Below are 24,502 nucleotides of genomic sequence, written 5' to 3' on the forward strand. Positions count from 1 at the left end.
CAATCATTTTTTTCAATCATTAAAAAGCTTATTTTCAAAAAAATATAAGTTATTTTTTCAGCAAAAAAAAGCAACGAACTTCAGTCAAAAATAACTGTCGTTCGTTACTCTTTATCAATGGAAAATTTTACTTTCATGGGCAACCTTTGTAAGTTTTTTTAGATGCGGTTCTAACACCGGATACATCCATACTCCGATCACGCCAAAACCAACGAATAAGCCAATCAAAATCCAGATCGCTGGTGTAGCATTCGGCCAATAAATTCCGCCGGCGCTTTCCCGTAATAGATTCACTGCGTGGGTAAAAGGTAACCATGGATTTACCGCTTGGAAAAATTTCCCAGAAACTTGGATTGGATAATTTCCGCCTCCGCCAGAAATCGACAGTACTAAAATAATAATCGCAATCCCTTTTCCTACTGTTCCAAATAGCGCAACCAAGGTGTATACAATCATAGTAAAGGCCAGTGCAACTAAAACTGCAAAGATGACACTTTCCACTGGATCTTTTGTGTAAACACCGAGAATAAATAAATTTCCCAGCGTTACAATTAAAGCTTGAATCGTGCCAACAACTAAATAAGTTCCTAAACGTGCACCATATTGTTCTCGTTTAGTGTAACGCCCGCGATCTTTTTTATCTAAAGCAAAACTGGTGGTTGTGACACTTGAAAATAATACTGCCCCCACCCATAAACACAATGCTGTATAAAAAGGTGTGCTGGCTGAGCCGTTATTTTCAATCGGATAATAAGTATTTGTTTTCAATTCGACAGGACTAGCGAAGAAATCACTTTCTTTTGTTGCATCTAGTTTCAGTAATTTTACAATCTCGCCTAAGTCAACTGTTTTTTCTCCTTGATTGATGGCGGTGGCAGCCTTTTGAATACCTGCTTTTAAACTAGGCCAATCATTATTAATTAAATCAGTCGCCAGATTTAGCGCATTTTCGACATCAGGCAATTTTTGATTTGCGACATTCAAGCCATTAGTTAAATCACTTTTCACTCCAGGCCAATCGTTTTGGACAAAATTAGCAGCGGTGTTTAATTTATCTGCTACCACTGGCAGTTCATTTTGATATAAATCTGCCGCCGTATTGATACCCCCGACAATTTCAGTCATATGACCACTTAGCAATGTATTGGCATCGTGAATTTCTTGGCCAATTGCTGGCATTTGAGCTTGATATTTTTCTAAAATCGTCACAGCTTGATTGACTGTTTTAGCCGTTGAGTTCAGCAATGAATTAAAATCAATTTGTTGGGCTTGGGTTAAGACTCCTTGTGCCGTATCAATCGTAGTGATTAGTTTTGTCAGCACATTTTCCACAATACCGCTAGCAGCATTAACATCAATACTACCAACTAAGGTTGAAATATTATTTGCGGCAGCTGTAATTTGATCCAACAGCTGAGTGGCTTCATCAACATTGCCATTTTGGACAGCCGTGTTTAATGAAGTCAGACGATTGTTTATATCGGTCAATACATCTTTCAAATTTGTTAATTGGCTAATCAGAGTAGCCAACTTTTGGCTTTGTTCAGTCAAACCATTTTGATCGGCGGCTGTTTTTAATTGATCTAATAAATTGGTTAGACCATCAATTGCAGTTTGTTGATTCGCAATGTTACTTTGAAAATCGGTTATCAATCGATTAATATCTGCTTTTTCTTGATCAGTTAATTGGTGATCTGTTAGATAGGTTGAAATTTGGCTACTAATCGCGCTAGTAGTATTAGCTACTTCACCTATCGAAGTCAACGTGACTTGAACGCTGTTAGAAATATTAGGAATCGCAGCTTGTAATTGTTCGGCACCCTTTTTAGTGGCATCAGCAAAATCAGTAGCTTGGTTTCCTAATTTTTCAACATCCGGTAAAATTGCTTGCACTTGTTGGATAACTTGTAATCCTTGTTTAGCATCGTTAATACCGTCAGTCATCGTTTGTTGAATATTTGCAAAATCACTGTCCACTTGATTTAATTGTCCAGCGGCTTGTTGGATTTCCGGAATCTTATCTTGAATCGTTAAAATTACGCCGGCTTGCTTTTGAATCGTCGGCATTTGTTGATTTAATTTTACTAGCTTTTGTCCCATTTGATCGATTTCAGGTAGATAAGCCGTCAATTCATTAGCTTTGGCAAGTTTAGCTTTTAATTCTGGCATTTTCCCTTGCAGAGCCACTACTTCTTGGGTGTATTTATCAATTTCGTCTAAATTATCATTGGTTGTTAAAATCAGATCTTTGACTTTATTGATCGATACCAGATTACTATCGATGTCATACCCTACTTGATTGAAAACCTTCAACAAGGTGTCGCTAGCAGTTCCGATAAATTCGGTACTGATTTCTGATTGAATGGAGGTGGCCCCTTTATCAGTAATTTTAGGCGCAATCGCATTAATCTTTTGATTTAGATAATATTCAATTTTTGGTTTCTTGATATCACCAGTAGTAAAACTCATTAAATCACTGGAAAATTCTTTTGGTAAATAAATACCTGCATAATATTTGCCTGACTTGACGCCTTCTGTTAATTCCTTTTTCGAATCTACAAAGCGCCAGCCAAGTTGTTTATTTTGATGCAGATTTTCAATCACCTGCTGACCAATTTCTACATCCTGCGATTGAAAAGTTGTCCCAGCATCATTACTGTATACCGCAATCGGCAATTCACTAGTATTAGAATATGGATCCCATAAGGCTTTTATATTAAACCACGCATACAGTGATGGAATCACCATTAGTGCAATCATCAAGAATACGGCAATCGGGTTTTTCCCGATTCGTTTCCAATCTAAGATAAATAATTTAAAGGTATTTTTTAATGACTGTAAAATTTTCATTGCATTCACCCATTCACATAATTTCGCTTATTTAATGTAGCATGCTTTTTCCCTACAATTCAATCCTAGCGACTTTTGTTGGAGGCCAAAATGCGACAATTATTTTATTTTGTCAAAATTGAAAACCTTTTCTTGGTAAATTTTATTAAGAAAAAGTTAACGCCTTTGCCTGTAAAAATTTATCTAACAGTGCATCAGTCGCTACCAACAGCTGTTCTTGATCGGCTGCTTGCAGGCGAACAATCGGTGTACTTTCCAAATCAATCAGACTAACGGGATTGACTCCATCAGAATTTTTTTCTAGGGTAATTTCGGGATTCTGAACTTTTTCACCACAAGGTCCGGGAGCTAAATAAGCAATTTTATAACCATTTTCGGTTTCTCTAATACGATAGAAGCCGGTATCAATAAAACTCAACTCATCAAAATTCGCTAAAACCATCTGCCATTTTTCTTGATTCATCCCTTACACCCTTTCAATTACAATTTTTCCAGCTGGTGGATGACCTTCTAACATTTCGTGGGCTTTAATCACGCTTGCCAAAGTAAAAGGTAAACTATCAGCCATCTTGATTTGTATAGCATCTTTTTCATACAATGCTACTAATTTTTCTAAGGCTTCTAGATCTGAATAATCTTTTGAAGGACCAAAATGTAAGTAGTTTCCAGCCTTACTTTGATCCTCTGGCAACTGATTTAAGGCCACATAATTGCCGCCAGTTTTCATAATTTTCACACCTGAAGCACTGCTACGACCACCCTTTGTTCCGTCAATCACAGTGTCAGCTGTCTCAGCAAATCTTTCACCGGCATCTTCTTTGTCGTAAGCAGAAAATTCATCCGCCCCTAATTCACGCACATAAGCCTCATTACGACTTGACGCAGTCGCCAAAACTTTTTTGCCGTTGGCTTTTAATAATTGAACCAATAAAGAGCCAACTGAACCTGAAGCTCCTTGTACCATGACTATTTCACCAATTTGATTTCCTAATAAATGAGTCACCATGTTATATGCCGTAATCCATGGTGTCACGAAACCAGCAGCTTGTGCAAATGACATTTTTTCAGGTTTTTTAATTAATTTATGTCCTGGTAAAACTAATTCTTCACCATTAGCACCTCCGACAGAATGTGCAATGACTGCATCTCCTACCGCCACATTTTTGATATCTGCACCAATTTCTGTCACAATCCCAGCCGAATCATTGCCTAAGACATAAGGAAATTTCAAAGGACGGAAACTTTTCATATTTCCTAAACGAACCGACACATCATAAGGATTTACGCCAAAAGCTTTCACTTCCACTCTGACATGGGTAGCATCAACTTCTCGGGAACTCGCCTCAATTTCTTCAAATACATCAGCAGCTTTTCCATAATCTTTGATTGCAAATCTTTTCATTTGATTCATCCTTTCTTTAAATGACAAAAACACCATGCAGCAACTACACAGTGTCTTGTCTTTTTATTTAATCCAGTTCAACTTTACCTGTGTATAGTTGATAGTATAACCCATGTTCGGCTAATAAGCTGTCATGATCTCCCCGTTCAATGATTTGACCGTGATCCATTACCATAATCACATCAGAATTTTGAATAGTAGATAAGCGATGGGCAATCACGAAAACGGTGCGACCTTCCATTAATCGATCCATTCCAGATTGAACGATACTTTCTGTTCGCGTATCAATACTAGAAGTCGCTTCATCCATAATCATTACTGGCGGATCTGCAATTGCAGCGCGAGCAATTGCTAATAATTGACGTTGCCCTTGTGACAAGCCTTCACCATCACCTGTAATGATCGTGTCGTATTTTTGCGGCAAATGTTTAATAAACATATCAGCATTTGATAATTTTGCAGCTGCATAGACTTCTTCATCAGTCGCTGCTAAACGACCGTAACGAATATTTTCTTTGATACTCCCGGTAAATAAATGCGTATCTTGTAAAACCATTCCTAAAGAACCTCGTAGGGAATTTTTTTTGATTTTTTTGATATTGATGCCATCATAACGGATTTTTCCATCTTGAATATCGTAAAAACGATTGATTAAATTAGTAATTGTCGTCTTACCAGCACCCGTTGCTCCAACAAAAGCAACTTTTTGTCCTGGCTCTGCATATAAATTAATATCATGCAAGACAACATGTTTACCATCATAACTAAAGTCAACATCTTCAAAGCGGACATCGCCAGTTAATTTTGTATAGGTAGTCGTACCGTCTTCATGAGGATGTTTCCACGCCCACATACCAGTCCGATCAGTAGTTTCAGTAATCACACCGTTTTCTTCTTTGGCGTTTACTAAAGTAACGTAACCATCATCTGTTTCTGGCTGTTCATCCATCAATTCAAAAATCCGATCCGCACCAGCTAACGCCATAATAACGAAATTAATTTGTTGGGAAATTTGGCTGATAGGACCGTTTAATGAACGACTTAATTGTAAGAAAGAAGCAATCATCCCTACTGTCAAAATAGATACATTGTAAACCGCTAGTAAGCCACCAATAATTGCTACCAAAACATATTGGATATTTAATAAGTTCATCATAATGGGCATTAACATATTGGCATTACTGTTGGCATCTGTCGCACTTTCTTTGAGTTTTTCATTAATTTCATCAAATTCAGCAATCGAAGCGGCTTCGTGATTAAATACTTTAACCACTTTTTGACCATGCATCATTTCTTCAATATAACCATTAACGAGACCAATATTTTTTTGCTGCGCACCAAAGAAACGCCCACTTCTTTGAGAAATAAAACGAATCATAAACATCATGGCAGTAACTGAAATCATCACAAATATTGTCAATGGAATGCTCAAACTGATCATCGCAACAAAGACAGAAATAAAAGTCACTAAAGCGGTCAGTAAATTGGGGATACTTTGTGAGATCATTTGTCGTAAGGTATCAGTATCATTGGTAAAATGACTCATAATATCGCCGTCAGAGTTGGAATCAAAATAATTTAACGGTAATTGCTCCAACTTATCAAACATCTCATCCCGAATTTTCTTTTGCGTACCTTCAGAAACCCGCACCATGATTAAGTTGTATCCTAAAGTTCCTAGAATTCCAACCACATAAATACTAGCCATCGTCAAAATTGCTTTTAACAAACCACTAAAATCAGGATTGCTCGAACCAATCAATGGTGTGATGTAATCGTCAATAACTACTCGTAAGAATAATGAGCCCCGCACATTAGCAAAAGCACTAAATAAAATCATGACAAAAACAATCATTAAACGGAATTTATATTGCTTGATCATAATACCTAACAAGCGCTTTAAAGTTTTCATCGGGTTAGTGGGCATTTTTTTATTCTTCATGTGCTTCACCAAACCCTTTCTCTTGAGAATTAAAGACTTCTTGATAGATTTGATTGTTTCCCATCAATTCATCATGGGTACCAACGCCATTTATCTTACCGTCGTCCAGCACAATGATTCGATTGGCATCTTGAATTGAGCTGATCCGTTGAGAAATAATAAAGGTAGTAGTCCCGGGAATTTCTTTTTCCAAGCCATCACGAATCGCACGATCTGTTTTAGTATCTACTGCGCTAGTAGAATCATCCAAAATCAAAATTTTTGGTTTTTTCAGTAACGCTCTAGCGATTGTCAAACGCTGTTTTTGTCCACCAGAAACATTATTCCCACCTTCAGAAATCATCGTATTATAGCCATCAGGAAATTCATTGATAAATTCATCGGCTTGGGCAACTTTAGCTGCAGCTTGGACCTCTTCATCTGTTGCTTGAGGATTTCCCCAGCGTAAGTTTTCATAAATTGTACCAGAGAATAAAACATTGTTTTGCAGAACCATGCCAACTTGATCTCGTAAGGTTTCCAAATCATAATCCCGTACGTCATTTCCGCCAACTAAGACCTGTCCCTGAGTTACATCATACAGCCGTGGAATTAATTGAACCAAAGAAGATTTTGAACTTCCGGTTCCACCGACGATCCCGATTACTTCACCCGATTGAATCGATAAATTAATATTTTCTAAAACTAGCTTATCCATGTCATCTTGATAACTGAAGCAGACATCTTTAAAAACGACCGAACCATCTGAGACACTCATCAATGGATTGGCACCATTTTTCAAATCACTTTCTTCATCCAACACTTCGGTAATCCGTTCAGCAGAAGAACGCGCCGTCATCAATTGAACAAATGTCATTGATAACATCATTAAACTCATCAAAATTTGCATCGTATAGTTGAACATACTCACTAGTTCACCTGTAGAAAATGAGCTATCATCTACAATAAAACGAGCACCAAACCAAGAAAGCAACAACATACAAGTGTAAATCGCCATTTGTAATAACGGCATATTAAAAGCTACAATCGTTTGCGCTTTCGAAAAATTGTTATAAACCGTTTGAGAAACATCGCTAAATTTCTTTTCTTCAAAATCTTCTCGCACATAAGCTTTTACAACTCGAATGCCTTGTAAATTTTCATTAACCACTTGATTTAACCGATCGTATGTACGAAACACTTTCATAAAAATTGGATGGGCAAAATGGACAATAATTCCTAAACCAATCCCTAGAATCGGTACCACCACTACATAAATCAATGATAAATCACGGTTAATATAAAATGTCATAATCAAAGAGAAAATCAAAATCAAGGGTGAACGCACCAAGATTCGAATAATCATTTGATAGGCATTTTGAACATTGGTGACATCGGTGGTCATCCGTGTAATCAAACTGGAGCCAGAAAAACGGTCAATATTGGAAAATGAAAAGCCTTGAATTCTTTCAAACAAGGTATGGCGTAAATTTTTAGCAAAACCCGCTGACGCTTTGGCAGCCGAACGAGCGCCTAAAGTTCCCGAAAATAAAGCAAAAATAGCACAAACAAATAAAAGTCCACCAAATTCAAGTATTTTCCCGCTATTACTTTTTTGAATTCCTTGGTCGATTAAGGCCGCCATAATTAAGGGCATTATTACATCCATCAAGACTTCACCAAAGGTATATAACGGCGTTAATAACGATTGTTTTTTATACTCTCCAACATTGGCTAATAGTTTTTTCAGCATTCCTTCACTTCCTTTCAAAATAATAATTATACTTTCTTACCTAGTATAAATTTTTATTGCCCATAATTCTAATATTTTCCCTCTAAAATAAGAAATTACAAAATAAAAAACTACCCTTCAATTTTAGAAGAATAGTTTATGATAAACAGAATTTATTTTTACGGTAATCGTTTAACTTATTTTTTATACTTTGTTAGGATTTTTTGTGACTAATCCTACTAATAATCCGGTTACAACCGTACCAGCAACAATTGCAACAATATACATCAATAAATTATTCATTACACCTGGAATAAACATTACCCAAATTCCACCATGTGGTGCTCTTGAAGCACAACCTGCAGTAATTGAAATAGCTGCCGCGACTGCTGAACCCGCCATCAAACTCGGAATGATTCGGAAGGGATTTGCGACTGCAAAAGGAATTGCGCCTTCAGTAATATATGACGCACCCATAATCCAACAAGACATTCCTGCTTCTCTTTCTTTTTGCGAGAATTTCTTTTTGAATAAAACAGTTGCCAAAGCAATTCCTAACGGCGGCGTCATTCCTGCCACCATACAAGCGGCAATTGGTTCGTACACACCATTAGCCATCATCCCCATCGCAAATGTTGCCATTGCTTTATTTAACGGTCCACCCATGTCAAACGCCATGAAGCAGCCAATTAATATGCCAAATAGTACGCCATTCGTTGTACCTAATGAATTTAACCAATCATTAAGGAAATTCATTAAGGTTGCAATTGGTTGACCAATTAAAAATTTCATTACTAGTCCGGTGATTAAAACTGAAAGTAACGGGACAATAATTAGATTTGATAACGCTTGAATTGATTTTGGTACTTTTAAATGTTTTACAATAAAAGCTGTCAGATAACCAGCGAACATCCCGCCGACTAATCCGCCTAAAAATCCTGCGCCACTTGTACTTGCTAACATTCCGCCAATCACACCTGGTGCAATCCCGGGACGTCCGGCAATGGAATAAGCTACCCCACCAGCTAAAATTGGTACCATTAAAGCTAAAGCTGTTCCGCCACCGATTTCATTTAAAGCAGCAGCTAAAACATTATAAGATGCACTCGTTGGATCACTGGCTTCAATCCCAAATGCAAAACTTAACGCTGTGATAATTCCACCGGCAATGACAAACGGTAACATAAAATTAACACCAGTCATAAAGTGCGTATAGATGCCTTTTTTCTCTTCTTGTGACTCGTTACTGGAGTCCGTGACTTTGTTGGCAATTTTAACTTTACCTTGCGGATTTTCTAAAACTTCCGTTAATAATGATTCGGCTTTTTTTAACGGCACCGCAACTTTTACTTCAACAAAAGGTTTGTCGGCAAAACGTTCTTTTTCTTTTACGTTAGTATCTACCGCAAAAATTACGCCGTCCGCTTGGGCAATCATTTCCTTGGTTAACCTATCTTCAATACCACTGGCACCTTGCTTTTCAATATGCACTTTGACGCCTAATTTTTTTCCAGCTTCTTCCAAAGCTTCGGCAGCCATATACGTATGGGCGATACCCGTCGTGCAGGCAGTTACACCGACAATAAATTTATCCGTAGCAACCACTGGTTCCGCATCTTCTTCAGATTTTTTTTGATCGCGATCTTGTAGAATCGTGTAAACTCCTTGCGCTGTTGTTGCTCGATGAATCGATTGGATAAAATTTGGATCCATTAATTGAACAGATAATTCAGAAAGTAATTTTAAATGAGTGCTGCCAGCTTTATCTGCCGGTACTGCTAAAAGAAAAATAGTTTCAACTTGATTTTCTTGATTGACAGATTCCCAAGCAGAATTTGTCAAAGGGTTTTCTAAAGTCATCACCGCAAAAGCTGGTTTTAAAACTGCTGAACTTTTTCCGTGGGGAATTGCTAAACCATTTTCCATCCCGGTAGCAGATTCTTCTTCTCTTTGCAGGACTGAATCCAAAAAAGCTTTTTTATCAGCGACAATTCCTTGAGCAAAAAACAACTCGATCATTTCCTTCAAGATTGCCTCTTTACTGATCAATTTTTGATTGACTAAAATAAGCTTTTGACTGGTCATTTCATGTAATTCCATCTTTTTTCCTCCTTATGTTTTAAACATAATTTTTATTTGCGAATAAAATAATTTCTTTAAATTTTTCAATTTCCCAAGCTGTTCGACCAATAAATAAACCATCGACATTTTTTTTAGATAAAAGCTCTTGGTAATTCGCTAAATTCACACTGCCGCCATAGAGCAACGGAATTTCCTGTCCGATTTCTCCAGCCAAAGTCATTAAACAATCACGCATTACTTGATGGATTTCTTCCACATACGTTGGTTCAGCTGGTACACCATTTTCACCGATGGCCCAGACTGGCTCATAAGCAATCATGACATTTTTTAGTTCTTCAACAGTCAGTTTTGCCAAACCAATTTGTAATTGTCGTAAGACAGTGGCAGAGCTAGCATTGCTGTCTTTTTCCAATGCATTTTCACCAACACATAAAAGTGGACGCATCTTAAAATCGACGGAAGCTTTAACTTTCTTAGCTAACTCTTGATCGGTTTCGCCAAAAAATTGTCTTCTTTCCGAATGTCCTAATTCATTGATGGTGACGCCAATTTCTTTTAATTGTTTTGGCGAAATTTCGCCGGTATACGCACCTTCTGCTATACTAGCCATATTTTGCGAACCAATCCAACAATTTTTTTGTTGTGTTTTTTCGATAGCTTCACTAATTGTTAAAAAAGAAGGGATCACAAATACTTGAATGTCCGAGGAAATATTTTGGGTGATTTCATTCACCCTTTTAATGTATTCAAGCGTTTCTTGATAACCTTTAAACATTTTCAGATTAGTGCCTAGATAAATCTTACTCACGATTATTTTCCACCTCGCTAACATATTCCAACATTGTCGCGAAAATTAATGCGACCGAAGTAGCTCCGGCATCTTGAAAGCCTAATGTTCTTTCGTAGAGATTTTTTGAGCGTCCATGTTTTGAAACCATTTCTTTGGTCGCCAAAACCCCCGTTTCAGCAGCCGTGGTTGCCGTCGATAGAATCGTCACAAAATCAGCTTCTCTTGAAAAATTCTTTTCCATCGCCTTAACTGCCGGTTCTAACGCATCAACCATCGTTTTATCGCCCGCTGAGGCACCCCCACGTTTTTTTATACATTCAACCGCTTTTTTATAGCCTTTGATTAGTTGATTCACTTCTAATTGTGTCGCATCTTTTGTTTCTTCTGCTAAAGAAATATAAATACTGGCAAAAAGAACGCCGGAAGCTCCGCCCATTGAAGACAAGAGAGCCATGCCCATGTCTTTATAAAAATCACTAACCGTCTCATACTTTTTATTTTGTGCTAGCATCTTTTTTACCGCTGAAAACCCAACATACATCCCTTCTCCATGATCGCCATCGCCAATTTTCCGATCAATTTCACCAAGATATTCTCGATTTTCAATAATTGTATCTGCCACGGATATCTGCATGTCTTTTAATTGGTTAATTGTTATCGTTTTCATTTTTTGCCTCCAATTTGTTGAAAAGGCATCGAATAGTCATCGTGGTATAGATCAATCAATTCATCATCCATCTCAAGAATTGAAACCGAAAATCCATTCATATCATTGGTCGTGAAATAATTTCCAATGACTACATCAACAATTGATAAGCCCATCTTTTGCGTTTCTTGAAGAATGGTTCTTGAAATCAACAATTCTTCCATCAAAGTGAACGAACCTAACCCATTTATTAAAATTCCAATCTTGGCATTTTCTTTAAAAGCCTCATTTTTTCCAAGATTCTGTACAATCAACCGGCTTAATTCTTCTGCCGACATTAGATCGATTAGATTTTTTCCTGGTTCACCGTGGACACCAATCCCAAATTCCAATTTATCTTCAGCTATTTCAAAATTAGGTTTTCCAGTCAATGGATTGATGCCCGGATTAATTCCAACACCTAACGAATAAAGTCGCTGATTGACTTTTTTTCCGATACGTAAACATTCTAAAAAGCTGTAACCTCTTTCAGCTGCGGCACCTAAAATTTTTATGACAAAAACAATTCCAGCAACGCCCCGTCGCTCTTGTTTATTCATATTATCGGAAGAGCCGATGTCATCAGAAACGACGATATTTTCAACTTCAACACCGTCAAGTCTCAATAAATCAGTTGCCATACCAAAATTTAAAAGATCGCCAGAATGATTACCATATAGAAAAAGAATCCCTGCACCATTGTCGACTGCTTTAGCTGTTTCAACAACTAACAACGGATTTGGTGCCGTAAACATATTTCCGATAGCTACTGCATCCGCCAAACCTTTTCCTAAAAAGCCGAAAAACATTGGTTCATGCCCACTACCACCGCCAACTACGATACTCACTTTTTTTTCGTTTCTGTTAATATAACGCAGCGCATTTTGATCATTAATGCGCTCGTAAGCGGAGGGAAAAGATAAAACAATTCCCTCAATCATTTCAGCCACAAGGTTTTCTGGATGATTCATTATTTTTTTCATAACGATAATCCTTTCAGATTGATATCAATTTTTTTACAATCAACAGACCGATATATTTATTAGTCACCGTCATCTGATACCGGTTTCTTAAACGACGCAATCATAATGTTGTCATTAATTAATCCCGCTAACCGTAATATTTTTTAATTCTTTTTCATAAGTCATGATGCGTTCAATTTTTGGTGTTGATCGACCATCGACAAATGTTTCACCTAGATTGATTTTTACTAATTCTTTTACTAGATTAAAACCTAAAACTTGTTGCCCAAAAGTAATGATTTGTGCATGATTACTCAACTCCGCTCTTTCAGCCGAGTAAGCATCAGTAATATTCGCCGCACGGATGCCAGGGACTTTATTTGCGGCAATTGCCATGCCAATCCCAGTACCACAAATTAAAATGCCACGATCAAACTCTTGATTTAATATTTTCTTTCCTAATGCGACAGCCACATCTGGATAATCTTCATTTTCTTGTAACAAGACAACTTCTGCCTCGTGTCCTAATTCATTCACAAATTTTAATAAATCATCACGATAAGCGATGCCGTTACTATCTGATCCAATACCAATTTTCATTTTGCCATGCTCCTTCGTTTATTTAGTCAGTTTTATTTAATCAGCGTCCATTTAAGATTTAGCAAATCACATAAGTCAGTAATTTGCTCTGCATTTAAAGCTAAAGAATAAACTGTATGATGACCACCACCTGCTTCTAACCATTTTCGAACTCCTTGGCTGAAATCTGGTAATGGTTTCCACAAAACACAAGCTACAGGTAAATTAGGGGAATCAGCTGCTTTACAATTAATTGCTTCAATCTTGTTTATAATTATTTCGTATTCATTTCCATTGTGAATCATGCAAGTGACTGTTCCCGAACCTGCCTTTCCACCAAAAACTAATCTAGCAGGGTCTTCCTTGCCGCCAATTCCTAAAGGTGCCACTTCCAAAATTGGTTTTTCATTTGCTAACACTGGATCCACTTCTAACATGTGGGCTCCCATAATGTATTCGTTATTTTTATTGAGGTTATAAGTATAATCTTCCATAAATCCTGTTTGATTGTTTTTTGCTAAATGTTTAAGTAAATATGTCAAAGCAGCAGTTTTCCAATCACCTTCGCCAGCAAATCCGTATCCTTTGACCATCAATCGTTGAACAGCCAGACCAGGTAATTGTTTCAAACCATGTAAATCTTCAAAATTTGAAGTAAATCCTTGATAATTATTTTTAATAAGAAATTTTTCTAAAGCAATTTCCATTTTAGCTTGCTCTTTTGTATGTTCTTCAAAAAATTCAGACTGCTTATTTTCATCAGATATTTCATATTCTGTTAAATATTCTTGATATACTTGATCGATTTCTGCTGTTGATACTTGCTCCATCTCAGCAACTAAATCACCGACACCGTAATAATCAACTTCCCAACCAAGATCGATTAAAGCAGAAACTTTATCCCCTTCAGTGTCCGCAACATTTCGCATATTATCACCAAAACGAGCAATTCTAATATTTTCAGAAACAGCCGTCGTTTCTGCTAAGTTCATCCAACAATTGATTTGTTCAATCACTGTTTCATCCTGCCAATAACCGACAACAATTTTATTTTTCATGTCTAACCTTTTATTGATAAAAGAAAATTCGCGGTCACCATGGGCACTTTGATTTAAATTCATAAAATCCATATCAATTGTTTGCCATGGCAATTCTTCATTATATTGAGTAGCTAAATGCAACATTGGCTTTTGCAATTTTTTTAAGCCTTTCACCCAAGATTTAGCTGGAGAGAAAGTATGCATCCAAAAAATGACACCTTTGACTTCTTTTCGATAATTGGCTTCTAATACAAGATTCTCAATATTACTGGAGGAAATACCTAATTCTTTTAATTTCACAGGAAATTCAAAAACTTGATTACTGTTCCAATAATCAACCATTTCTTCAGCATGAGCGCGAACATGTGATAAGGCTTCTTCGCCGTAAAATTCAACACTACCTACGATAAACCAAAATTCATTCTGCATTATTTTAAATCCTCCTTGTTTTTATCTAGTTTGATTTTATATATTTGTTCATTGCCAATCAATATACGGCGCGAATGTTGAATGGCAATCAAGAAAGCGTGGTCATTTTTTCGATTACGAACATTTTGGAGCAAAAAAAGAAGTCTCTTTGCAAAAAGACTTCTCCATAGATTATTTATAATATTTTGCTGCACCAATTGTATTCATCACCGTAAATTTATGTTTCACAACTTTTTTAGCTGCTTCATTGGCAGAAGTATAAACCTCAAATGGTTCATAAACATCTGGATTCTCTACCAACTGTTTACTTAATTCAGCAAAGAAAGCACTTTTGACGTCGCTAGAAATATTTACTTTTGCAACCCCGTATTTCACTGATTCAGAAACTTCTGCGTCAGGGTTTCCTGATCCACCATGTAAAACAAATGGAATATCCAGTTTTTGATTTAGTTCTTTTAACAATTGAATATTTAATTTTGGCGTTACGTCTTTTGGATATAAACCATGGGCCGTCCCTATTGCTACCGCTAATGTATCGATGCCAGTTTCTTTCACAAAATAAATTGCTTGTTCTGGATCAGTATAAATAATTTCAGAACTGCCACCTTCAGAGCTACCATTATTTCCGATCGTTCCAATTTCAGCTTCTACTGAAACATTAACTGAATGCGCCATCTCAACAACTTTTTTCGTAATTGCAATATTGTCTTCAAGTGAATCATGGGAAGCATCAATCATCACAGATGTATAACCATTTTTAATTGCTCGTGTCACATTTTCTATATCAGCACCATGATCTAAATGAATAACCACAGGAACTTGACTTCTTAAAGCATATTCTTGAACTACTGAAACAAAATTATCGCCAACATAATCAATCTCCAACGGATGAATTTCTAAAATCACCGGAGAATTTGTTTCTTCAGCCGTTTCAATAATCGATTTTAAAATATCAAAACTGCTGATATTAAATGCTGGAACGGCAAATTTATTCTCCTTTGCCACCTTTAATAAGTCTTTCATCGTATAAAGCATCGTATCTACCTCCAAAATTTTATTTACAAATAAAGTATATCCTTTGCAAACATATAAACAATATCCTCCCGTAAAGTTGCTATTCGAGCATTTTTATTTGCTTATTTGATTGATATTGAACAAGTGGTTTGGGATAATAGTTTAAAAAGAGGTCTAGCGGATGAAATTACACAAAAGACAAGAAGAAATACTAGACGTTTTAGCGAAAAAGAAATTTCAAACTGTTTCTTCCTTAGCCAAACAATTTTTTTCCAGTGAAGCAACTATTCGGAGAGATCTAACTCAGTTAGAAAAAAGAGGAGATGTCGAGCGAGTCAACGGAGGTGCTTTTTATGTAAAAGATGCCCATCTTGAACGGCCTATTTCCGTCACCAATTTAGATAATGGCGACAAAAAAGCAATCGTCGCTGCACTGGCACTGGATTATATTTCTGAAAATCAAATTATTTTCTTAGATTCCAGCAGCACTTGCTTTTACTTAGCGCAAAAATTAAGCTATTTCAATAATCTCACCATTGTAACTAACGGATTGTTGACTGCTCACATGTTATCTGAAGAAACCAATAATCGAATTTTTTCAACGGGTGGTGAAGTCTATTCTAAAAGATCCAGTGTAAATGGCTATCACGCTTTAAGATATATTGAAGAACACAATGCCGACTTACTCTTTTTATCTTGCAAAGGAATAAATACTCATGGCATCACCGATTTGACTGAGTCAGAAGCGTTAGTCAAAAAGAGTTTCCACAAAAAAACAGCAAAAACGATTTTATTAGTAGATAGTTCAAAATTTTCAACAGCTTTCTTTTGTGAAGCTTTAACATTAAATCAAATAGATGTCTTGATAACCGATGCAAAATTACCGTTAGATCTTGAAAAAGCTTGCCTAGAAAATGATATCGAAGTTATATTACCCGCAGAATAAATAAAAGACTTTACAAACAGTTCGATGTTTGTAAAGCCTTTTATTTTTATGGTTTCTGACTATGATCAATTTCCATTTGTTACAGTGTTAAATAATATTGATAATCGGTTTTAATATTGTTGCTATTTCACCTGTTTAATCACTTCATTAATCTGCTCAAAGTCAACTTCTGTTAAAAAATCATCTACCATCAAGCTATTTTCATAAGGATAATCCTTCACTACAAAATTTGTAACAACTAAATCGTATTTTTCAGCTTTTGCCAATTCTTCCGCAAATTCCCAAACAGAACCTTCATATAAATTTAGCTCTACCCGATAATAAAAACGGCTTTTGATTAATTCCATCACCATTTGCCCATGTTCATTACCAGAATCGCTAACCACTAAAATTTTGGCTTTGGTAGCATAAACATCTAGATGATGGGTCAATTCTCCCCAATCGGTAAAGACGACCCGTAAAATTTTAAAATAAAAACTAGTGAACCATGGAAAAATGGTATTTTTTTCTAAGTCACTCAGTAACTGCTGAACCAATTTTGAAAAGTGAGGATAATAGTTTTGTGCGGTTCTTGAAAAGAAAGCATCGTCATTAAATAAAATCATTCGACTATGGGGATATATATCGTAAGAGCGCTTTATCTGAGCAAAGCTTTGCACAATTTTCGTGCGGCTTTGTTCACTAATTGGTGTGCCAAAAAATTCGACTAATTGATTAACAAAAGCATCTGCATCTTTTTTCATACTGCCACCATCGTGACAAGTGATAAAGTAATCTAAAAAGAGTGAGTGGCTGACCTCTGTATACCAATTATCGTCAGTATGATAACGAGAATCTGCGATCGCTGCTTCGGCTAAAGGACGTAGTGGTTCTAGTGCTGACATTACTTCATCGGTGAATACTTCTTTGTTTTGATTATAAAAGCCTTGTGCTGTTCGAATAATTCCAACGGCTGCCAAGAATCCATACTCCATTTTTTTGCGATCACTTAAATGCACATTAAAAGTCTCGCTTGCTGCCGTAACAAAATCTAGAACTTTCAGCATATCTAGGTCAAAAGGAAATTTATCCAAGCCATATTTTTCAATAAAAACTTGTGTGTAAAAAATTCGGACCCAACGCTCATCTTTAGCAGTAATGCGAAATGGTTTGCGTTCCAATACCAAATCTCGTTTTTCTAAAACATCATCAATTTGGCGAATCATTCGATAAAAAGTCGCTTCACTGACGAATAGTTCTCGCATCCAGTATTCAGCATCTTGTTCCGGTTCAAAGTATACTTTTTCTAAAAATTGGAAACTTTCAGATTCCTCCATGATATCATGGGCCAATGGGCGAATCTTATTTTGCATCGTACTGTCCAAACGAATGCCTTTTGCTTTAGAATATTCAATCCCGATTTTGTCGCCCCAATCACTATTAATCGCATCGACGTCAGTCAAAATCGTTTTCGGTGTACAATCTAATAAATTTGCCAGTAGATTAGGATCTTGCCAATCATGAAAATCTCGTAAAATACCAATAATTGAAATGCGTCGCTGAGCTGAAGTTTTCAATAAATTTTTCACATAAACCCTCCTTTATCTCACTATTTTAAACTATGTATATATTCTTATGGTAAAACTGTCATTGTTTCAATACCGACACTGATTCTTAATGCTGCATCGACTTCTTCCATCACTTCTTTTTCCAAGTGACATACTTTTTCCTTCAATCGACATTTATCAATTGTCCGAATCTGCTCTAATAAGATGACTGAATCTCTTTCAATGCCTGTACCATCCGATTCAATGCCGATATGTGTTGGCAATTTTGGTTTAGCCATTTTTGCAGTAATTGCCGCGACAATAATTGTCGGACTAAAATGATTGCCTAAATTATTTTGAATAACTAATACTGGACGAATGCCGCCTTGCTCTGAACCGACTACTGGAGACAAGTCAGCAAAATAAATGTCGCCGCGTTTAACCATTAACCCTAACCCCCTATTCTCGATACATCCTCGGTACACGTTCTGAAAGCAGACAAGCAACCTCGTAATGAATCGTTTCTAAATAATCGGCAACTTGTTGCATGGTAATTTCTTTACCGCCATTTTTACCAATTAACGTTACTTTTGTACCCACTGGATATTTCTTTGGCAAACGAATCATTAATTGATCCATACACACCCGACCGACAATTTCGCAAGCTTGACCATCTACCAACAATGAAAATCCTTGCATTTTGCGGACCCAACCATCGGCATATCCAATTGGAACTGTACCAATCCATTCACTTTCTTTTGTCGTATATGTTTTACCATAACCGATACCTTCATCTTTTGGTAACTCTTTGACTTGAATCACTTCAGAAATTAATTCTAAAGCTGGATTCAAATGATAAGGTTCCGTTAAAACATCACCAGAAGGATTTAATCCATACATTGCTACCCCATAGCGAATGACATTACCCAACATTTCATCCTCATGCCATAAAGTGGTGGCACTGTTACTAGCGTGGATGTAACGAGGCATTTTTGTTAAATTTTCTAGCATTGTTTTAAAACGACTGGCTTGTTTTTTTAAATAGCTTTGATCAACTTCATCAGCAGTCGCAAAATGAGTAAAAATACCTTCCCATTCCATTTTATCAGAAGATTCTAGCAAGTCGATGGCTTCTTTTAAATCAGGCTCTTCACGAAAACCAATTCTTCCCATGCCGCTATCAACTTTTAGATGTATTTTAACAGGATGGTTTTCACCAAAAGTTTCTAATATATCTTGAGCATCCACTAACCATTCTTTAGTCGCTACGGTAATCGATAGATCGTAATCTAAAACCACCGATAAATAACTAGGAAAAACTACACTTAAAATTAAGATCGGTTCAATAATGCCCGATTCTCTTAATTCAATTGCCTCATCTAAAGTTGCGACACAAAAACCTGCCGCGCCAGCTGCCAGTGCTGCCTGAGCCACTGGAACCGCACCGTGTCCGTAGCCATTGGCTTTAACTACCGCAAACATCTCGGTTCCTGCTGGTAATCGTTTGACTTCTTTTTTTATATTTTCAAAAATTGCCTTACGGTGAATAATTGCCCGTGTTGGCCGATGATAGGTGACTACCATATTGTTTGACCTTCTTTCTATCTCTCCAATAAAACTTGCGCAATCGCAATCTCTTCAGTATGAGTCAACGTCACAAAGACTTGATCCAAAGGATGGGGAGATTTAGTAAAGATCGGGGAGCCTTTTTGATTTCTTAAAATTTCTAAATCTTGAAAACTGATTTCACCAATCCCTGTTCCCCAAGCTTTTGAAAAAGCTTCTTTACAAGCATAACGACCGGCCAGAAATTCAACTTGGCGTTGTTTAATGTGGGCATCAAATAATTCGATTTCTCCTGGTGTTAAAATTCGTGAAATAAAATGCGGCCGTCGTTCAATAATTTTTTCAATTCTTGCTAATTCGACAGCATCAATACCAATACCTTTAATCATTTATTCTAACCTTTCTAACTGGTTATCACTAGTCTGTCATAAAAACTCTTTAAAATACTATGTTTCATTTTACCTCAAATTAAATCTCCTAGCAAAATTAATCTGAACTTATGACAAAAGTGTCACTTATATAAAAAAAACTGTGCCAAATAAATGGCACAGCTTCTTGATTAATCGTTATTTGTTCGAATCACAAAGCCACGTTTTTTATCGTTGGGACGATTATTGTTGCTTTTAGGTTTGCGATTTGAATAATTTTTATTTTTGCGATCGCGGTCTTTGAAACCATCTTTGCGATCTTTACGGTAGTTTTCTTTGTTGCCACCACCACTGCCGCCACCGCGGTTACGATTACCACCACTATTGTTGCGTTTGCCACGATAGTTTCCACCACCGCCTTTTTTATTGGCTGGTAATGGACGTTCTGGTGTAATTTTAACTGGAACAGCATCGGATGGATCTTTAGCCATCACTTTAAGTAGCAATTCAGTTAATTCTTCTGGTGAATAAGTAGCTAACAAATCTTTGGCAGAGTCAGCATATTTTTCTAAATCATTATGCTTTTCTTCCATTTGTTTTTCAATTTCTTCAATCGCTGCACCTAATTGACCTTTGAATGCTTCTTTTTCAGTTGGTGGACGTAAAGCTGTCATGCGTTTTTTCGTTAAGTTTTCGATAACATGTAAGTAACTCATTTCGTTTGGTGTTACGAAAGTTACTGACATCCCACCTTTACCAGCACGACCAGTCCGACCAATGCGGTGAACATAACTTTCTGGATCTTGAGGAATATCATAGTTATAAACGTGTGTCACACCTGAGATATCTAATCCGCGGGCAGCCACATCAGTTGCCACTAAAATATCTAAGTCTCCATTTTTAAATGAACGTAAAACGCTCATCCGTTTTTGTTGTGATAAATCACCATGGATACCTTCAGCACGGTAACCACGAGCTTCTAAACCACGTGCCAATTCATCTACACGACGTTTTGTCCGGCCAAAAACAATGGCTAATTCAGGTGTTTGAACATCAAATAAACGAGTCATGATGTCAAATTTTTCATAATCTTTTGCCCGTACGTAATATTGATCAATTAAGTCAGCTGTCATTTCTTTGGCTTTGATTTTTACGTGTTCTGGGTCTTTCATAAACTTCACGCCGATTTTTTTAATTGCATCAGGCATTGTAGCTGAGAACAATAAGGTTTGGCGTGTCGCTGGGACTTTACTAATAATGCTTTCGATGTCTTCTAAAAAGCCCATGTTTAGCATTTCGTCAGCTTCATCTAAAACTAATGTTTCAACAGTTTCAAGTTTTAGCGTATGACGTTTGATATGGTCAAGCATCCGACCTGGTGTACCCACAACAATATGTGGACGATCTTTCAAGCCACGAATTTGGCGACCAATATCAGCACCACCGTAAACAGCTTGCACTTTAATTTTTTTGTCGCGACCTAAACGGAATAATTCTTCTTGTGTTTGGATAGCCAACTCACGAGTTGGAGCAATCACTAATCCTTGTAATTCTTGACGACTGGCATCGATTTTAGTTAACATTGGTAAACCAAAAGCAGCTGTTTTACCAGTTCCTGTTTGGGCTTGACCGATTACATCACGGCCATCTAAAGCCAATGGAATGGTTTGGGCTTGAATCGGTGTTGCTTCCTCAAAGCCAGCGCGCTCAATCGCTTTTAGTAACGTATCTGGTAACTGTAATTCTGTAAATTTCAAATATAAATCCTCCTAATAATTTTGACTCTTTTTTTCAGCGTATTTGTCGTATCTAACCAACGCACTGACTGGTCCCATCAGTCAATTCCTTGTGATACCACCGAAAAATCGCTAGAAGTCAACTAGGCAGGACAAATGAGTTTGTTCCACCTTTTTATCTACAAATCTATCTTGCAAACAATTGGAGTGAGACAACAAGTTAGTCATCTCACTCCAAAAAATTTATTTGAATGATAATTATCACTTCATCTTTCGGCTATAAAATATTAGCACAAATTCTCGCTTTCTGCAAGTTTACACTATTATTTTACAAAGCTGTAATCACTTCTAACAACCCCATGCCGTTACTACCTTTTAAAACAATGCTATCTTCTGGCTGTAAATCCTGTAAAATTTGGGCAATCATTTCAGCCTTTTGTTCTTTAGTAAAATAATGCACGGTTAAGCTAGGCTGAGTTTGAGCCAAACGGTTTTTTAAATGAATCATCTCAGCACCATATAAATAAAGTACTTGATACGCTTCATTAATATGATTCGCCATTTCAGCATGTAATTGATTGGTATCTGGTCCTAATTCCAACATATCAGCTAAAACAGCTATTCTTCGACCATTTGTTGGTAATTTACTAAATGTATCTAAAACCAAGCCCATTGCAGTTGGATTCGCATTGTAAACGTCCGATAAAATATCCGCACCATTTGTCGCCTTCAACCATTGAGTCCGATTTTGAGTGATTTCTACTAAAGCTAAACCACGGCTAATTTCTTCAGCAGCTAGTCCGTACCAGCGTCCAATAGCAAGTGCGATTAACGCATTTTTGACATTGTAACTACCAGGCATCGGAATTTGATAGGTAGCTTGATCAACTTCAAAAACAGTGTGATTTTTTGTTTCTTCGACAATGTTTGCTGAAAGGTCACCAGCTCCAATCCCAAAAGTTTCAACTTTTTGGACAAAATTTTCTACTCGGGTACTCAATAAGGCATCTTCTGCAGGAATGACTAACAAGCCATCATCGATTAAACCGTGGACAATCTCTAATTTTGCTTCTGCAATTGCTTCACGAGAACCTAAATTTTCGATGTGGGCTTCACCAATCATCGTGATTGCCGCAACGTCTGGTTGGGCCAACTCAGAAAGAATATCAATCTCGCCAGCATGATCCATGCCCATTTCTAATATTAATTTTTCGGTTCCTTCAGGCATATGCAAAATAGTGTAAGGCAAACCAATATTATTATTATAGTTTCCTTGAGTTTTATACGTCTGATATTTTTGGCTCAAAACAGCTGCGGTCATATCTTTGGTGGTTGTTTTACCATTTGAACCGGTAATTCCAATCACATCAGGATTTTCTTCCAATAAATAATAACTAGCTAACGACTGAAAAGCCTTCAACACATCTTCTACTAAGATAACAGCAATTTCTGATGGCGCTAAACTGGCATCTTTACTCCATAAAACGGCACTAGCACCATTTTCAATCGCCTTATCGACGAAATCATGACCGTCATTTGTTCCTTGCAACGGGACAAATAAATTTCCTTGAGTGATCTTTCGCGAATCAAACTCTGCTCCAGTTACTCTAGTTTCTTCGTCACCGACTAATTCACCTAAAACAGCCGTCGCCACAATCTTGACTGTAAAATTCATGCTTGTCCTCCTAAAACAACCGCTCAAAGCGATTAAACCATTTGCCTTTTGACTTATTCTTATGTATAAAATTGGCAATTGTTAAAAAAACAACTGCCAACTTTTTATTCGAAATTCGCTTTTTGTCGATAGCGTTTTAAACCTAATTGAATCAATTCTTCAACTAAATCACCATATTTTAGTCCCATATTCTCCCATAAAGAAGGATACATACTAAATTCAGTGAATCCAGGCATCGTATTTAATTCGTTCAAAAAGAGTTCATTTTTATTTGTTAAAAAGAAATCACAGCGAGATAAACCACTACCACCTAACATAGTGTAGGCTAATTTACCATATTTTTGGGTAGACTCAACCACCTCAGCTGGCACATCAGCTGGGATAACCATTTCGATTTTATTGTCAATGTATTTCGCGTTGTAATCATAGAAAGCGACCTCTTTAACAATTTCACCAGGTGCAGTCGTGCGAACATCATCATTACCTAAAATCGCAATTTCAATTTCTCGCGCATCAATACCTTGTTCAACTAATGCCCGTGAATCAAATCGGTAAGCTTCTTCTAAAGCGTTTTGTAAGTCTTCCCGATTTTCTGCTTTGGTAATACCTACCGAAGAACCCATGTTAGCTGGCTTAATAAACATTGGATACAACAAAGTACCTTCACACTTATCAAACACTTGCTTAGGATTTTCTTTCCATTGATTTTTTAAAACAGGAACAAATGGAACTTGTGGAATGCCAGCAGCTTGTAAAATGTATTTAGTCATAATTTTATCCATGGCATTGGCACTAGTCATGACACCGGCTCCGACATAAGGCATATCAATTGTTTCTAGGAAACCTTGAATCGTACCGTCTTCACCGTTTGGTCCATGTAAAACTGGAAAGACAATCGCATCTTCTTCTTTGATATCGCCAGGTGCGATTAATTTTCCGCTAAAGCCAATCGTTTCATTACCAGAAGGATCCCAAGACAAACGTAAAGTTTGATCTGTTGTAGGAGCCTCCGTAAGTAACGGTCCTTTGATCCATTGACCCTCACGGGAGATATACACCAGTTGCACTTGATAATAATCAAAATAAATTGCTGAAATTACAGAAAAAGCAGATAAGATTGCCACATCATGTTCCGGACTTTTTCCTCCGTATAGTAATACTATTTTCAAAACATATCCTCCATTACTTTTTCGATCCTG

Annotated in this window: 20 protein-coding genes; 1 reads left to right on the forward strand and 19 read right to left on the reverse strand. The window is 36.9% G+C overall.

Annotation, left to right across the window (positions count from 1 at the left end; translation table 11 throughout):
* Positions 1 to 114: 114 nt before the first annotated feature.
* The 12 genes from ACVWNY_RS11210 to ACVWNY_RS11265 form a co-directional block, all read right to left on the reverse strand.
* Positions 115 to 2,850, reverse strand: a complete 2,736-nt coding sequence (locus ACVWNY_RS11210) for a YhgE/Pip domain-containing protein (RefSeq protein ID WP_218326449.1) — start codon at positions 2,848 to 2,850, stop codon at positions 115 to 117.
* 145 nt (positions 2,851 to 2,995) lie between these two features.
* Positions 2,996 to 3,313, reverse strand: coding sequence for a hypothetical protein (locus ACVWNY_RS11215; protein WP_218326450.1), 318 nt, complete (start codon positions 3,311 to 3,313; stop codon positions 2,996 to 2,998).
* A 3-nt stretch (positions 3,314 to 3,316) separates the two neighbouring features.
* Positions 3,317 to 4,252, reverse strand: a complete 936-nt coding sequence (locus tag ACVWNY_RS11220) for an NADP-dependent oxidoreductase (protein WP_218326451.1) — start codon at positions 4,250 to 4,252, stop codon at positions 3,317 to 3,319.
* 67 nt (positions 4,253 to 4,319) lie between these two features.
* Positions 4,320 to 6,194, reverse strand: coding sequence for an ABC transporter ATP-binding protein (locus ACVWNY_RS11225; RefSeq protein WP_218326452.1), 1,875 nt, complete (start codon positions 6,192 to 6,194; stop codon positions 4,320 to 4,322).
* Entirely contained in the window at positions 6,184 to 7,926 is a 1,743-nt protein-coding gene (locus ACVWNY_RS11230; protein WP_218326454.1) for an ABC transporter ATP-binding protein, read from the reverse strand. Before ACVWNY_RS11230 ends, ACVWNY_RS11225 begins: the two co-directional genes overlap by 11 nt.
* A gap of 183 nt (positions 7,927 to 8,109) precedes the next feature.
* Complete coding sequence (locus ACVWNY_RS11235; protein ID WP_454071388.1) at positions 8,110 to 10,005, reverse strand: PTS fructose transporter subunit IIABC; 1,896 nt, start codon at positions 10,003 to 10,005, stop codon at positions 8,110 to 8,112.
* A gap of 19 nt (positions 10,006 to 10,024) precedes the next feature.
* The gene (gene tpiA, locus ACVWNY_RS11240) at positions 10,025 to 10,795 is read right to left on the reverse strand and encodes a triose-phosphate isomerase (RefSeq protein ID WP_218326455.1); all 771 of its coding nucleotides are present in this window, start codon (positions 10,793 to 10,795) and stop codon (positions 10,025 to 10,027) included.
* Positions 10,788 to 11,444 (reverse strand): dihydroxyacetone kinase subunit DhaL, encoded by a 657-nt coding sequence (dhaL, locus tag ACVWNY_RS11245; protein WP_218326457.1) that lies wholly within the window; start codon positions 11,442 to 11,444, stop codon positions 10,788 to 10,790. The genes tpiA and dhaL overlap by 8 nt, the downstream gene beginning before the upstream one ends.
* A complete protein-coding gene (locus tag ACVWNY_RS11250) occupies positions 11,441 to 12,445 on the reverse strand; it encodes a dihydroxyacetone kinase subunit DhaK (protein ID WP_218326459.1) in 1,005 nt (334 codons plus the stop codon). The genes dhaL and ACVWNY_RS11250 overlap by 4 nt, the downstream gene beginning before the upstream one ends.
* 114 nt (positions 12,446 to 12,559) lie before the next feature.
* The gene (locus ACVWNY_RS11255; RefSeq protein ID WP_218326461.1) at positions 12,560 to 13,024 is read right to left on the reverse strand and encodes an RpiB/LacA/LacB family sugar-phosphate isomerase; all 465 of its coding nucleotides are present in this window, start codon (positions 13,022 to 13,024) and stop codon (positions 12,560 to 12,562) included.
* A gap of 32 nt (positions 13,025 to 13,056) precedes the next feature.
* Entirely contained in the window at positions 13,057 to 14,472 is a 1,416-nt protein-coding gene (araA, locus tag ACVWNY_RS11260; protein WP_218326462.1) for an L-arabinose isomerase, read from the reverse strand.
* 171 nt (positions 14,473 to 14,643) lie between these two features.
* Positions 14,644 to 15,507: a ketose-bisphosphate aldolase gene (locus tag ACVWNY_RS11265; RefSeq protein WP_218326464.1), complete on the reverse strand. Its 864-nt coding sequence runs from the start codon at positions 15,505 to 15,507 to the stop codon at positions 14,644 to 14,646.
* Between the two features lie 160 nt (positions 15,508 to 15,667).
* Here ACVWNY_RS11265 and ACVWNY_RS11270 point away from each other — a divergent pair, with 160 nt between their 5' ends.
* On the forward strand, positions 15,668 to 16,432 hold the full coding sequence (locus ACVWNY_RS11270; protein ID WP_218326465.1) for a DeoR/GlpR family DNA-binding transcription regulator: 765 nt from the start codon (positions 15,668 to 15,670) through the stop codon (positions 16,430 to 16,432).
* 122 nt (positions 16,433 to 16,554) lie between these two features.
* Here the strand turns inward: ACVWNY_RS11270 and ACVWNY_RS11275 are convergent, their stop codons facing one another.
* The 7 genes from ACVWNY_RS11275 to ACVWNY_RS11305 form a co-directional block, all read right to left on the reverse strand.
* Entirely contained in the window at positions 16,555 to 18,000 is a 1,446-nt protein-coding gene (locus ACVWNY_RS11275) for an AcpB/EbpR/MafR family transcriptional regulator (RefSeq protein ID WP_438719411.1), read from the reverse strand.
* Between the two features lie 44 nt (positions 18,001 to 18,044).
* Positions 18,045 to 18,404 carry a type II toxin-antitoxin system PemK/MazF family toxin gene (locus ACVWNY_RS11280; RefSeq protein WP_218326468.1) on the reverse strand — a complete coding sequence of 120 codons (360 nt, stop codon included), beginning with the start codon at positions 18,402 to 18,404 and terminating at the stop codon, positions 18,045 to 18,047.
* A gap of 13 nt (positions 18,405 to 18,417) precedes the next feature.
* Complete coding sequence (gene alr, locus ACVWNY_RS11285) at positions 18,418 to 19,542, reverse strand: alanine racemase (RefSeq protein ID WP_218326469.1); 1,125 nt, start codon at positions 19,540 to 19,542, stop codon at positions 18,418 to 18,420.
* A gap of 17 nt (positions 19,543 to 19,559) precedes the next feature.
* Positions 19,560 to 19,913 (reverse strand): holo-ACP synthase, encoded by a 354-nt coding sequence (gene acpS, locus ACVWNY_RS11290; protein ID WP_218326471.1) that lies wholly within the window; start codon positions 19,911 to 19,913, stop codon positions 19,560 to 19,562.
* A 170-nt stretch (positions 19,914 to 20,083) separates the two neighbouring features.
* A complete protein-coding gene (gene cshA, locus ACVWNY_RS11295) occupies positions 20,084 to 21,649 on the reverse strand; it encodes a degradosome RNA helicase CshA (protein ID WP_218326472.1) in 1,566 nt (521 codons plus the stop codon).
* 307 nt (positions 21,650 to 21,956) lie between these two features.
* Positions 21,957 to 23,303 carry a UDP-N-acetylmuramoyl-tripeptide--D-alanyl-D-alanine ligase gene (locus ACVWNY_RS11300; protein WP_438719408.1) on the reverse strand — a complete coding sequence of 449 codons (1,347 nt, stop codon included), beginning with the start codon at positions 23,301 to 23,303 and terminating at the stop codon, positions 21,957 to 21,959.
* Positions 23,304 to 23,407: 104 nt separating this feature from the next.
* Positions 23,408 to 24,472 (reverse strand): D-alanine--D-alanine ligase, encoded by a 1,065-nt coding sequence (locus ACVWNY_RS11305; RefSeq protein WP_218326476.1) that lies wholly within the window; start codon positions 24,470 to 24,472, stop codon positions 23,408 to 23,410.
* Positions 24,473 to 24,502: the final 30 nt, after the last annotated feature.

It is taken from the genome of Enterococcus sp. JNUCC 77, from assembly GCF_054819945.1.